13 protein-coding genes are annotated in these 12,385 nt (G+C 45.1%); 4 read left to right on the forward strand and 9 right to left on the reverse strand.

What is annotated here, in order from left to right; all coding sequences use genetic code 11:
* Positions 1-136 precede the first annotated feature (136 nt).
* Both WCK19_RS00295 and WCK19_RS00300 read left to right on the forward strand, forming a co-directional pair.
* Positions 137-868: an SDR family oxidoreductase gene (locus tag WCK19_RS00295; protein WP_342395339.1), complete on the forward strand. Its 732-nt coding sequence runs from the start codon at positions 137-139 to the stop codon at positions 866-868.
* Positions 869-880: 12 nt separating this feature from the next.
* Positions 881-1,294: a 6-carboxytetrahydropterin synthase gene (locus tag WCK19_RS00300; protein ID WP_342395340.1), complete on the forward strand. Its 414-nt coding sequence runs from the start codon at positions 881-883 to the stop codon at positions 1,292-1,294.
* Between the two features lie 48 nt (positions 1,295-1,342).
* On the opposite strand, the gene WCK19_RS00305 is transcribed toward WCK19_RS00300, so the two are convergent.
* From WCK19_RS00305 to WCK19_RS00325, 5 genes are all read right to left on the reverse strand, one after another.
* Positions 1,343-1,837, reverse strand: coding sequence for a flavin reductase family protein (locus tag WCK19_RS00305; RefSeq protein ID WP_342395341.1), 495 nt, complete (start codon positions 1,835-1,837; stop codon positions 1,343-1,345).
* Positions 1,838-2,083: 246 nt separating this feature from the next.
* Positions 2,084-2,893, reverse strand: coding sequence for a LytTR family DNA-binding domain-containing protein (locus tag WCK19_RS00310; protein WP_342395342.1), 810 nt, complete (start codon positions 2,891-2,893; stop codon positions 2,084-2,086).
* Complete coding sequence (locus WCK19_RS00315) at positions 2,890-4,116, reverse strand: histidine kinase (protein ID WP_342395343.1); 1,227 nt, start codon at positions 4,114-4,116, stop codon at positions 2,890-2,892. The genes WCK19_RS00310 and WCK19_RS00315 overlap by 4 nt, the downstream gene beginning before the upstream one ends.
* 158 nt (positions 4,117-4,274) lie before the next feature.
* Complete coding sequence (locus WCK19_RS00320) at positions 4,275-4,490, reverse strand: hypothetical protein (RefSeq protein ID WP_342395344.1); 216 nt, start codon at positions 4,488-4,490, stop codon at positions 4,275-4,277.
* Positions 4,491-4,523: 33 nt separating this feature from the next.
* Complete coding sequence (locus tag WCK19_RS00325; protein ID WP_342395345.1) at positions 4,524-4,988, reverse strand: hypothetical protein; 465 nt, start codon at positions 4,986-4,988, stop codon at positions 4,524-4,526.
* A 154-nt stretch (positions 4,989-5,142) separates the two neighbouring features.
* Between WCK19_RS00325 and WCK19_RS00330 the strand changes: the two genes are divergently transcribed.
* A complete protein-coding gene (locus WCK19_RS00330) occupies positions 5,143-5,448 on the forward strand; it encodes an ATP-dependent Clp protease adaptor ClpS (protein WP_342395346.1) in 306 nt (101 codons plus the stop codon).
* A 33-nt stretch (positions 5,449-5,481) separates the two neighbouring features.
* Here the strand turns inward: WCK19_RS00330 and proC are convergent, their stop codons facing one another.
* Positions 5,482-6,327 carry a pyrroline-5-carboxylate reductase gene (gene proC / locus WCK19_RS00335; RefSeq protein ID WP_342395347.1) on the reverse strand — a complete coding sequence of 282 codons (846 nt, stop codon included), beginning with the start codon at positions 6,325-6,327 and terminating at the stop codon, positions 5,482-5,484.
* A gap of 110 nt (positions 6,328-6,437) precedes the next feature.
* Here proC and WCK19_RS00340 point away from each other — a divergent pair, with 110 nt between their 5' ends.
* Positions 6,438-7,937, forward strand: a complete 1,500-nt coding sequence (locus tag WCK19_RS00340; RefSeq protein WP_342395348.1) for a class I SAM-dependent RNA methyltransferase — start codon at positions 6,438-6,440, stop codon at positions 7,935-7,937.
* Between the two features lie 54 nt (positions 7,938-7,991).
* On the opposite strand, the gene WCK19_RS00345 is transcribed toward WCK19_RS00340, so the two are convergent.
* The 3 genes from WCK19_RS00345 to WCK19_RS00355 all read right to left on the reverse strand — a co-directional run bounded on the left by WCK19_RS00345 (position 7,992) and on the right by WCK19_RS00355 (position 12,209).
* Positions 7,992-8,681 (reverse strand): response regulator transcription factor, encoded by a 690-nt coding sequence (locus tag WCK19_RS00345; RefSeq protein ID WP_342395349.1) that lies wholly within the window; start codon positions 8,679-8,681, stop codon positions 7,992-7,994.
* A 133-nt stretch (positions 8,682-8,814) separates the two neighbouring features.
* Positions 8,815-10,092: a sensor histidine kinase gene (locus WCK19_RS00350; protein WP_342395350.1), complete on the reverse strand. Its 1,278-nt coding sequence runs from the start codon at positions 10,090-10,092 to the stop codon at positions 8,815-8,817.
* A 221-nt stretch (positions 10,093-10,313) separates the two neighbouring features.
* Complete coding sequence (locus tag WCK19_RS00355) at positions 10,314-12,209, reverse strand: GAF domain-containing sensor histidine kinase (protein WP_342395351.1); 1,896 nt, start codon at positions 12,207-12,209, stop codon at positions 10,314-10,316.
* Between the last annotated feature and the right edge of the window lie 176 nt (positions 12,210-12,385).

Below are 12,385 nucleotides of genomic sequence, written 5' to 3' on the forward strand. Positions count from 1 at the left end.
CGGGGATTATAGCATGTGTTGGTAGTTTTTGAGCTTGTTAACCGAGTTTTCTGACAAACTATATAGTATTAACCCGTTTGTTAGGTTAAACTTGAAGGAGTAAAGAATTGGTAAATAGCAAGGAGAAAATTTACACTTGGGCGAAACATTAAAAGGTAAGGTAGCAATAATTACAGGTGGTGGGCGCGGGATTGGCGCAGCAACCGCTCTGCTTTTTGCCAGAGAAGGGGCGCAAGTGGTAATTGCCAGTCGCACATCTCACGAATTGCAGAAAATTATCGCACAGATAGAAGACGAGAGCGGGAAGGGTAAAGCGTTGGCAGTTATTGCGGATGTGAGCCGAGAAGAAGAGGTGCAGAAACTCTTTGGAAAATGCCTCGCTACCTTTGGGACGCTCGACATATTGGTAAATAACGCAGCAGTCATCGAAAAGCGCGATTTTATAGATTTTGACGCTGAAACATGGGATAGCATAATGGCGGTAAACATACGCGGATCGTTTCTGTGCAGCCGCGAAGCTTTCCGGCAAATGCAAAAGGCGGGGCGGGGCGGTTGCATCGTAAACCTCAGTTCGTTATCAGGAGTGCGCGGACCTGAGAAATTCCCCGGCATGAGCAGCTATGTGGTCAGCAAATACGCGGTAACAGGTTTGACCGAGAGTCTTGCGGTGGAAGGTAGACCGCTAGGAATACGGGTAAATTGTGTTGCGCCCGGCGCAGTTGAAACGGCGATGCTCCGAAAAGCCGCACCCTTTCTGAAAACCAGCACCACCCCGCAAGATGTAGCGCAAACCATTCTATTTCTCGCCGATGAGAGTCAATCGCGCCACATGACCGGAGCATTAATTGAGATATTCAGTAACATGTAACAGGAGTTATAGATGGCAGTTGTATATCTGACACGACGCGCCACTTTCAGCAGCGCACACCGCCTTCATAGCCCTGAACTAAGCGCAGAGGAAAACCGACTTATCTTCGGTAAATGTAATAACCCCAATGGACATGGGCATAATTATACGCTGGAAGTTACAGTGCGAGGCGAAATAAACCCTGTTACCGGAATGGTGCTAAATCTGACTGAACTCAAGAAAGCGATGGAAGAAACGGTAATAGCGGAGGTTGACCACAAGCATTTGAATCTTGATGTACCGATTTTCCGTGAGATTAATCCAACCGCCGAAAACATGGTGGTGGTATTCTGGAAATTACTGGAACAAAGACTCAAAGGCGATATTCTGTACGAGGTCAAGCTTTGGGAAACTGAAAATAATGTGGCAGTGTATCGTGGGGAATAATAAAGCGGCAGCAACATGTATACTACTTGCCGCTTCATTTCTTTTTTCTTATTTCTCGTCCAAGATGCGGTATTCAGAGCGGTAATATAACAGAGGGGCGGGATTTTGTGCCTCAGTATAACCCAATGCCAGCACTTCCCCCAGAAAAATAGTGTGGTCGCCCCCATCATACTCAGCTACAATCTTGCAATCCAAATATGCCAATGCCTTTTCAAAAATCGGAGAGCCTGTTTCCAGCGCACGCAGATTTAGGTCATCAAAGGTTTTGCCACCTGAAGAATCGTGTTGTGCAAAGCGTTCTGATAGGTATTGCTGCTCACCAGAAAGCATACTTACCGCAAAAACCTTGCTTTTTTTAAGAACTTCGTGGGTATAAGTGGTTTTATCTATACAAATCAACGCTTGTGGTGGTTCTAGCGAAACCGAACAAAAGGCGTTGACAGTAATACCATAATATTTGCCGTCTAGCACAGTGGTAACAACATTTATACCAGTAGCAAAGTGACCCATAGTATTGCGAAAATCTATTGAGGTAAAGGACATTTGTTTTAAATATCTCCATAAAGTTTAATTAGAGTGTTAAGAGCAATAAGCTTAACATACTATGTAGAACTATTCAATAAAAACGGGTGAGAAGACAGGGGAGAGTAGTGGTAGGAATCAGTGTAGCCATTGCGCGATAATTTCACGGCATGACAGGCTGCTCCTTAATAGAAATATGTCACCCTTGAATTACTAACAGCCGGTTTTTTTCTTTGTCCAGCTATTTTTAATACTTCTTGCATTAAATCACATACCTAATAAAGCCCGCAGGTTTTTGGCATTGCCTCTACTTACCTGAACTTCACTATTCTCGCGGTCATTCACCTTTAGCACATAAGCGCCGTTAAAAAAGGGGTAAATTTCGATGACGTTTTTTAAGTTTACCAGAAAGGCGCGATGTGTACGCAAAAACGGCGGCGAAGGCAAGCGTCTTTCCAATTCCGAGATTGAATAGCGGGTCAAATATTCCTGCTCAAGCGTTTTGATATAAACATAATCGCCACGTGCCACCGCAAAGCGAATATCGGCAAGGTCAATCAGAATGGTTTTACCTTCCTTGTCAACGGGAAGTTTTTCCAATAATTTCTCGCCGGGCGGAGCATCAACTTTCTTCCGCGAGTACGCATCATCATCGCTCTCGACCACTGGAGAATCGCCGGGTCGTCGTGCGGCACGTTGCAAAGCTTGTTCCAACCGCTCTTTGGAGAAGGGTTTGAGCAAGTAATCAACCGCATCGAGTTCAAAAGCTTGTACGGCATAATCATCAAAGGCAGTAACAAAAACCACTTTGGGAGGTGAAGCAAACTGGCGCAACACGTGTACTAGTTCCAGTCCTGTTAAGCCCGGCATCTGCACATCAACAAAAATTATGTCGTATTTCTTCTCTTTAAGAAATTTTAAGGCTTCCAACACTTCACTGGTAGTATCTATCCTAGAGCAGTAACCGCTCTGATCAAGCATATAGCTCAATTCTTCCAGAGCAGGACGCTCATCATCTACCACCAGAGCGCGAAAACCCGGTTTAGTGGGAGGCATATTCTGTGTAAGCTGCGTCATGACACCACAATTCCTGATTTATATTTGGGTACGCGGAAAGTTATCTTCGTGCCTTCGCCCGGTTTCGTCTCAATTTGCAGCGCATTCTCCAAGCCGTAAATGCTTTTGACGCGCTCGCTAACATTGCTCAACCCCACACCGTAATTAATACCGGTACGCCGCTTGATAGCCTCTCTCAACTCTTCTTGGGTCATTCCTATACCATCGTCAATTACGCTAATAATACATTCTGCGCCATGGTCTTCGGCAGAGACAATTACCTTGCCGGGACCAACTTTCTTACCGATACCATGACGCACCGCATTTTCTACCAACGGTTGTAGGATTAGAACAGGAACAACAGTAGGCAACACCTCTGGGTCAACCCGATAAACCACCGTAAGCCTGTCGCCAAAGCGGGCTTTCTCAAAGCTGAGATATTGGTGTACATATTCAAGCTCTTCGGCAAAAGTGCTGTATTCGCCATGTTTTTTGAAAGTGCGGCGGGTAAATTCGGCAAACTGCACGATAAGCTCACGGGCGGTTTCAGGGCGCGTGCGAATGAAGGAAGCGATGGTATTAAGCGTATTATATACAAAGTGAGGGGAAATCTGGCTTTGCAAAGCCTGTAACTCGGCTTTGGCGAGCCGCTCGGTTTTACGGTCAAGTTCACTCAATTCCATCTGGGTACTCATAAGTTGTGCTAGACCAGTGGCAATTTTAATTTTCCCGGCAGTAAGGCTAGGGTTATCGCTGTATAAGAGCGTTAAAACGCCAACGGTGTTCTTCTGGATTTTGAGCGGCGCACTAACCGATGAAATCAGGTGGCAATCCCACAGCGGGAATTTACAGCCGATATCACTTTTACCATGCGCTACCCTCGTGCGTCCGGTTTTTATGACTTCACGGTTCACCTGCAAGTTATGGGTGGTACTCTGCGAGTGATGGTTATTCCCAACTCCAATGTAACTTAGAATCTCGTCTCCGTTGCTGATAGAGATAGCTTCCGCCTGCATATAGCGGTAGATGATTTCAGCGGTTTTCTCGGCGGTAGTTTTATTCAAGCCCTGCCGCAGAAAAGGTAACGTGCGATGGGCAAGATGAAGTGTCTGGAAAGTGGCTTCCTCACGCCCCTGCCCGAAAGTTTTGTTGCGTCTTATCACCAGTAGCGCAACTATAAAACCAACCAATGCGGTTATAACTACTTGAGCTAATAACATCGCCCAAAGTGGAATTTGCTCCATCGCGTTTTTTCCCTATTGCGATTGTAAGCTAAAAATACAAGATGGCTACCCCTTAAGTTTAAGGTGCAGACTATACCATGTCAACATGTTCTTTTAGTTGCCCTAATTAAAGCGATTTGAGGGTACTATTAATAACCCTTGGTAAAGGAAATAGGCTTTTAGAATTGTAATTCAGAATGGGTTGCACAGAGCATGCGACCATTTGCAGCCTTTCGCAATTTTTCCAGCGCTTTAGGGATACCACAGACTCCACAACGCGCCGCCAACCACGCCACCATCGCCGAATCGAGCCAGCGCTTGTCGCAAAAATGGTGATTGGTAGGAGACGAATCATCAAAAACCGCGCATTTGCCCTTAGTCGCAGCATGTTCCATCAATTCCCCTCAATCTCGCTGTTAGCAACCCGCTTAACCCCGTTCAATTTCAGCTTGCAATTTATCACATTCGCGTATCAAAGGTGCAGTGGTGCGATTGCTGCTATTGATAAAAACAGCCATAACCAGCAAAAGCAATACCAAGGGGAGTAGCAAGGCAACCCAGAAAAGCAAGCTACTCGACACCAGATTAGCCACCAGAATCGAAATACAGGCTACTAGAGTAATTCCCAGAGTAGCAATCGCACAACCTACGCCATAAATATCGTCTTTTTCTTTAAGTTTCCGATTTACCTCAACCAGTTCGAGTTCAGCAGGAGAAAGTTCTGCCTGAGTAGCGGTGCTTGGTTCAAGTCGCGCTTCCCCATCCGCTATTACCACGGCAAGCTCATTGCCACAATTCAAGCAGGCAAACATATTTATGCCTTCCGCTACTTTCAAGTGAGTCTGACAAATTGGGCAGGTCAGGCGGAAGGGTGGGTTTTCACTTTCAGCCATTAGTTTTCCTCGAAAATTTAGTAGAATATGCCGAAGTTGGTATATCATATTCGTTCAAGCGGTGCAACCCGGAGTAAGTTTTGTTATAATTTAGCTTATAAATAACGGAAAATAAACGGTTAAATTTTAAGCAAGTAGAGTGAGTTATTCGGAGATGAAGCAAGTATTACAAATGGGTTCACAAACTGTCCCCGAAATAGATGAAGCTTTGCTGAGAAAGCTTCTACCGCCCTACAAAGTAATTCTGCACAATGATGAGCATAATAGCATGGATCATGTGGTCAAAGCTTTGCTTAAATCGGTGCCACAATTAAAAAAGCAAGCTGCAATCAAAATTATGATGACAGCGCACGAAAAAGGCAAGGCAGTGGTAACGGCATGCCCAAGAGAAATAGCCGAGTTGTATCAGGCGCGTTTACTCAGTTTCGGGCTAACCTGCACTATCGAGCGGGATGAATAATCCGCCAAGCCATATCTTGCGCTCGTACTCTTGTCAGCCTTTGTTGATAAGCTCACTCAGCGTCGCCGTTTTTTGATAAGCGGCATAAACCGCTTTGGAAAGAATAGTACGCAACCCGCCTTTTTCAAGTTGGTATAACGCTTCGGCGCTGGTTCCGGCTGGCGAAGTTACCATATTACGCAGTTCGGCGGGATGGCGATGCGATTTTTGCGCGAACAATACCGAACCTAGCAAGGTTTCAGTAACCAACTCACGCGCATCTTGGCGAGAAAATCCAAGATGAACCGCCGCATCAATCAGGGCTTCCATCACCAGAAATACGTAAGCAGGCCCACTGCCGCTGATAGCCGCTGCCATATCTACGAATTTTTCTTCTTCAAAGTATTGTTCTTTGCCTAACGCGCTCAGAATAGCGCGAACCTGTACCCTTTGGGCTTCATTTACTTCTGGGGTACAAGTCCAAACGGAAATGCCGTGACCAATCTGTGCCGGAGTATTGGGCATGACTCGTACCACCGCCGCATGTCGAAGTTGTTGCGCTATTGAACTGGAATTTGCGCCCGCTACGATAGAAATTACCAATTGGGAACTCGTCACCACGCCCGCCAGTTCATGAAGAACCGCTCGCAAGCGTTGGGGCTTCACACAAAGAACAACGATATCGGCTGCTTGTGCGGCTTCCCGGTTAGAAGTAGTGCCGCATACCCCTAATTGTGTCTGCAATTCCTCGGCGCGTTTAGTGCGGGGGTGGCTGGCAAAAATATTCTGAGGCAGTATCAATTTTTTCTCCAGCACACCGCTAATCATCGACTCTGCCATAACACCACTACCGACAAAAGCCAGCTTTTTGCCTTCCAATACCGAATTGGTTTCGCTCAATTTATTTTCTCCTCTCTGAAAATCCGGGCAAATTATAGCACGGCTTTATAAAATGAGCTTATGGTATAATTCAAACCCTAAGAGCTAACCAAGCAAAAGTAGAAGAAAAGATGAACAAGAAGGTCAGAGAAGCGCGAGAACCGGAAATTGCCACCGGATTACAACTTCAGGATATAGCCTATGGAGGCGAAACAGTGGCGCGATTACCGATTAGCACCGAAGATTCTGGTACAGAAGCGGTAGTTTTTGTAGCGGGTGGCGTACCGGGAGAGATAGTTGATGTACAACTGTACCGGCGCAAGAAAAGCTATCTACGTGGTAGCGTGATTCGGGTTATCGAACCCTCAAAAGATAGACGCGAAACTCCTTGCCCTTATTTCGGCATAGAAAAATTCCCCAATTGTGGCGGTTGTCAGTGGCAACATATTAACTATGCACGCCAGCTTGAAGCCAAAGGACATATACTACGCGACCAGTTTGTGCGGTTGGGAGGAATTGCCGAGCCTCCGTTGCAAGCGCCAATCGGAGCATTAAGCCAGTGGGGCTACCGCAACAATGTCGAATTTCAGGTGAATGAAGAAAATAAACCCTGTTACCATCGCCAAAATAGCATTCGCCTTGTGCCGATAGCTTCTTGCCAAATCGCGCACCCCTTTATTACTCTGGCATTGGAGCCATTAGGACTCGCCCTGAAAAAGCATTTGCCCGGTAAAGTGCATCAGGTTACGCTAAGAGTAGGACCAGTTGCAAATGCCGCGCCCGTAGAAGCACACGAAATTCTTGCGCTCTCAAGTTTGGGACAGAACAAGGTGGAACAATTGGCGGAGCTTGAAAAGTTTGCTGCCAGTAAACCACTCGCAGGGTCGCTAAATACCCCTCAAACCACCCTTATGTTCGTTTTACGTATGTTAGGACAATGGACGGTTGACGATATGCGTCCTTTCGCACAGGAACTAGAGGCTGCTTTAGAGCGGTTCGTGCCAATTACGGTGCTAGGCGAGGGTAAAAAGCGTCGCATGGATTTGATTTGCGGGCAACCCTACCTTGAAGAAACGCTCAAAGGTATAACATACAGGATTCCGCCCTTGGGATTTTTCCAGAGCAATCCGGTAATGGCGCAAACGCTGATAAATGAGGCACTTTCTGCCTTTGAGTCGGTAGGCTTAAATTGGAGAGAAGCAAAGCTTCTGGACTTATATTGTGGAGTCGGCACGTTTGCGCTGCAAATGGCGCGTAGGGGAGCGCAAGTGCTAGGCGTAGAAGAATACGAAGGGGCAATTGAGTACGCCCTTGATAACGCCCGCTTGAATGGTCTGGATGGTACTACCCGGTTCGTAGCCGCTAAAGCAGAAGAGTATATTCTTAGCCTTGCTGAACCTTTTGATGGGGTATTGGTTGACCCGCCCCGGCGTGGTTGTGACCCAGTATTGCTGGATAGCTTACTCAAAATTCGCCCGCAAACGCTGGTTTATGTTTCCTGCGACCCAAGTACACTAGCGAGGGATGCCAAAATACTGGCAGCGGGCTATCGTCTGATTAGTTCACGTGCAGTTGATTTGTTCCCGCAGACCTACCATATGGAAAGTGTCTCGCTGTTCCAGCGAATTTAAACAAAAAAGGCGCGAGTGAATCGCACCTTTTCACGGGAGTTTAAATCAGCAATTCTAGGGATGCCCGGGACCGCTAATATCACTAGACATTTTAATCCAGCCGTGCCGCAGCGCAGTTATAACCGCCTGAGTACGGTCATTGGCGTTCAATTTCTTGAGAATGCTGGTGATATGATTCTTTACCGTTTGATCGCTAATGCTTAGGCTACGCGCTATTTCTTTATTGGAATTACCGCGTGCAATGCAGTCCAGAATTTCAACTTCGCGTGGGGTAAGTGGCGCGAAAATCGGCTCATTATCATTTTCGGTGGTACTTAGCTCGCGGAATTGGTTCAGTACGCGACTAGCAACGGTAGGTTTACTAAGCACATTATCATTAATAATATAGTTACCACGCGCTACTTGACGCACAATATCTACTAAGCGTTCAGGGCTTATATCTTTGGGAGAATAAGCCGCCGCACCCGCTTTAATAGCATTAAACAATTGCTCATCGTCTTCGTAAACGCTCAGAATTATAATATTTGATTGTGGTTGGCGGCGTTTAATTACCCTACTAACTTCAAGACCATTCATTCCGGGCAGATTAATGTCAATTAAAATTACATCCGGCAAAAGCTGCTCAGCCAACATTATGGCGCGTTGCCCGTCAGGAGCTTCACCAACTACCTGAAACTCACCGGAATCTTCAAGTGTTGTTCTTACACCGCGCAAAAAAAGCGGATGGTCATCTACTATTAGCAAACGAGGCTTTTCTTTGTGGATGCGTCTATCTTGTCTCCAATCGGTACCCGTAACGCTACCCTCTTTCTTTATATGATCCGGTTAACATTGCCTGATTACGAGCTAATTTTTGCGGAAGATTTTATTTCAATAACTATTGGTTTTCTGTGGCTTTTTTGCCACTACCGGCAGGTTTTATTCTTAAAATAACCTGAGTACCATCTCCGATAGCGCTTATAATTTTCAAAAAACCTCCAGCAAACGCTGCGCGTTCTCTCATACCGGAAAGCCCTGTGCTTTTGTTCAATTCAAGTTGAACTGCCTGATACTGAAAGCCCTTACCATCATCGCGGATGATTATGGAAATCAAACCATCTCCATCTCGCGTTCCGTAGATATGTACCTTGCGTGCTTCAGCATGTTTTCGGATATTTTGCAAGGTTTCTTGCACAATGCGGAACACTGCTATTTCTTGATTATGTTCTAGCAAGCCGCTGAAATCGGATAAATCTAGATTAATTTCCAGTGCATATAGATTAGCAAAATCGGTGCAATATTCCTGCAAAGTACGAGATAAACCGTGTTGCAACAAGGTGCGGGGTTGAAGGTTAAACATAAAACGCCGCATCTCACTAAGCGATTCGCGCATCACTCCGCTCAGGTTTTCCAACTCTTTTTGAACTTCAGAGCGGTTAGTGCGGAGGAGGTTAGAGCTATGTTCTAACCGCATCACCACATTGGAAAACACCTGAGCCGGTCCATCATGCATCTCACGTGCCAATCTGCCACGTTCATCTTCCTGACCCAGCACCATTTGAGTACGCAAAGCAATTTCCAAGGGATCAGAATGTCGATTTGCTGCTGTATTAATCGAAGAATTGCCAGTTTTTGTCAATAGGCTTCCGGCAATTTCAAAATGCCGTATCAATAATTCAATGCGCCTAGAAGAGTCTTCAAGATCATTTTGCAGTATTGAAAGTTTCGAATCACGAACTTCCAATTTTGTCTGTTTCTCATTAAGTACCCGGAGGCGGTTCTCTTTTTCTGCTGCGGATAGAGTATCTATTGGCGGATTTTCTGCTTTACGCGAATGAGTAAGCAGCCTATTTTTTTCTGACGGTTCAGTAGTATCGAGATACCGAATCCCATAAGTAATTTCTTCAAGTATCTGGTAAAGATTTTGGCGCTCTTTTGCAGTATCTTCAACCAGTTGCCGGGCGGCAGCGCTTAATTCGCGTAGTTGCTTTAGTTGGATTGAAACGAGGTCTGATGCCCGGCTCAGAAGAGTATCTCCAACCTCGCTTTGGAAACTTCTAGCTACGGACGAATTTTCTACAGGCGCATTTATTGCATTATCGCTATCCTTGCCAGAAGTGTTTGGAGTTTTATTGGCACCTTCGGGCATATTCAAGCCCGGATCACCTGTTTGCATTTAGCCAAACGACCTTGTCTTAATAGCCTCCGCAGATACCAATTCTCTACATCAAGTTAGCAGTAGATAATCAAATAACACTACTCTAAGGACTTTATAGCTATTATGGGAAAGTATATCATCAGCATTGACATAACGCAATAGTTACGCCAACTCAAAAGAATATTATTTTTTTATAAATAATATATAGTTTCGAGAGCTTTTTCGAGGATTTATCTAAATTAAAAAGCTTCTTGACTGACCGCAGTACCCGCTGGAAGTGTCGTATTTTCGTTTATTGGAATACGTATGATTACAGCAGTACCCTGCCCGACTATTGAATGAAGCTCTACCTGCCCACCCACTAACCCAGCGCGTTCACGCATATTGGTCAAGCCAAGACTACCGCGTTGTTCATAGTTTTTCTCAACCTGAGATACGTCAAAGCCACGCCCATCGTCTTGAGCCATCGCAATGATAAAGCCATCACGGGTTTCAAGATGTATCCAAATATTACGGGCGTGTGCATGCTTGCGAGCATTATTGACGGCTTCCTGAATGATAGTAAAGACCATCGTCTCGACCTGTGGTGCAAGCCTAAGATCAAAATTAGCAGTGGAGAAATGGGCGGTTGGGTCGCTAGGGTTATGCGGAAACCGTTTAGCGTATTGTCCAAGAGCCGGAATCAAACCTTGAGTCTCGAGTACCAACGGACGTAGTTCATAAAGCAAGGTGCGAATCTCACGGGAAGTTTGTAGAGCCTGCTTACCCAAATTAGCCAATTCTTCCAGAGCGCGGTCTGGCTCGGTTCTGAAAAGCTTACGGATAAATTCGGTTTGCATAGAGATAGCAGCCACAGACTGAGCAGGTCCATCGTGGAGGTTACGAGCTAGTTCGTGTCTTACTTCTTCTTCCTGAGTCAACAGCTTGTTACGATCTTCCAGCAAGTTATGATATAGAGTGGCATTTTGCATCGCCAACACAGTATGGGCACCCATACTGACCATCAGTTCGGTATCGCTGGTATTATAGGCATTTTCATTCTTGCTGGCTATCAGCAACAAACCAAAAACTTCCATACCACCGCGCAATGGAATCAACATAGTAGTCTGGCAAATACGTAGGGAAGGAAATAATGAGCGGATTCCTTCAAGTTCGGCAGGATCCACCAACAAACGAGGTTGCCCACTATTTAAGGCATCTTTAAAAAGGTTATTTTGCATTGAAATGCTCCGGTGCGATTCTTCAGGTGAGAACCTGAGAGAATCAACCACCTTTACATTATTCAGGCTACTATCAAAAAGTAACACTGCGCCACAGTGCATATCAAAAACCGTTTCCATTTCGTGCAAAATCGCTTTGATGACCTCCTGATAATCAAGAGTACCGCTCAGCGTATTAGCTACATGGGAAACGGCGCGGGTGCGGTTTTGCATATCCAGCAGATGGCTTTCGCCGGCACGCGCCAGCGCATCTTCAACCATAGTATTCGAAATACGGATAAGCGCATCGGGTGTTTGCGTGATAATGTAATAAGAAACTAACAAAAGCAATAATGCCCCAGATACGGAATAAAACTCTAGTAGCATCATGTCTTTCGGGTTGGTAACGCTGAAATTGGTGATATACAGGTCTACAAAATTCACAATCAGTACAACGAAAAGGGAAAATAGTGACGGAGTTAACCCGACTAGCAGTAATATGAGGAAAACAGGAAGGATAGCAAAAGAATATATAGAAGCTTGTAGAAAATGCGAGATTATACAGACAAAGATTAGGTCAAAAACGAGTGATACATTGATTAACAACCCGGCTTGTTTGCTGAAGGACAAAATCAGCAACCAGACTACCATATTAAAAACAATATAACCGCCGGTAAGCAATAAAGCAGGATTCGTAAAGGTGATGTTGCCACCGTTTAGCGATTGTCCTAGAAAATAATAGATTCCCAGAGCCAATATTATCAACCAACGCGCATAAGACAGCCTGATACCAAACAAGTTATCTATATCAAGCGTGCGTTGGGACATAAGTTTGCGAGATTGGTTAGTCAGATCTAAATCCCTCGTATCCTGTATTTTGGAAGGTGATGATGTTGTAATTTGCATAATTATATCAACGGTGTTATCACGCCGCATTATTTCCCTTTACGATGGAATTATCCCACTACCATGAAATTTTGACAAGCAATATTTGTTGTTAAAATTACACTTGTCCCTATATGTTAATTTTTCTAATAAATTCATAAATCCTTACCCAATAAGAAGTTTTTGTATGCCTTTTATGATAGCATGTTATCAGTTTGTTACGGTTT

It is taken from the genome of Candidatus Chlorohelix sp., from assembly GCF_037138995.1.
GTDB lineage: Bacteria > Chloroflexota > Chloroflexia > Chloroheliales > Chloroheliaceae > Chlorohelix.

Excerpts from the sequence above, each read along its gene's own strand:
- WCK19_RS00325 (WP_342395345.1), bottom strand. The coding sequence starts at position 4,988 with ATGGCTGAAAGTGAAAACCCACCCTTCCGCCTGACCTGCCCAATTTGT.
- WCK19_RS00310 (WP_342395342.1), bottom strand. The coding sequence starts at position 2,893 with ATGACGCAGCTTACACAGAATATGCCTCCCACTAAACCGGGTTTTCGC.
- WCK19_RS00340 (WP_342395348.1), top strand. The coding sequence starts at position 6,438 with ATGAACAAGAAGGTCAGAGAAGCGCGAGAACCGGAAATTGCCACCGGA.
- WCK19_RS00355 (WP_342395351.1), bottom strand. The coding sequence starts at position 12,209 with ATGCGGCGTGATAACACCGTTGATATAATTATGCAAATTACAACATCA.
- WCK19_RS00350 (WP_342395350.1), bottom strand. The coding sequence starts at position 10,092 with ATGCAAACAGGTGATCCGGGCTTGAATATGCCCGAAGGTGCCAATAAA.
- WCK19_RS00305 (WP_342395341.1), bottom strand. The coding sequence starts at position 1,837 with ATGTCCTTTACCTCAATAGATTTTCGCAATACTATGGGTCACTTTGCT.
- WCK19_RS00330 (WP_342395346.1), top strand. The coding sequence starts at position 5,143 with ATGAAGCAAGTATTACAAATGGGTTCACAAACTGTCCCCGAAATAGAT.
- WCK19_RS00315 (WP_342395343.1), bottom strand. The coding sequence starts at position 4,116 with ATGGAGCAAATTCCACTTTGGGCGATGTTATTAGCTCAAGTAGTTATA.
- WCK19_RS00320 (WP_342395344.1), bottom strand. The coding sequence starts at position 4,490 with ATGGAACATGCTGCGACTAAGGGCAAATGCGCGGTTTTTGATGATTCG.
- WCK19_RS00300 (WP_342395340.1), top strand. The coding sequence starts at position 881 with ATGGCAGTTGTATATCTGACACGACGCGCCACTTTCAGCAGCGCACAC.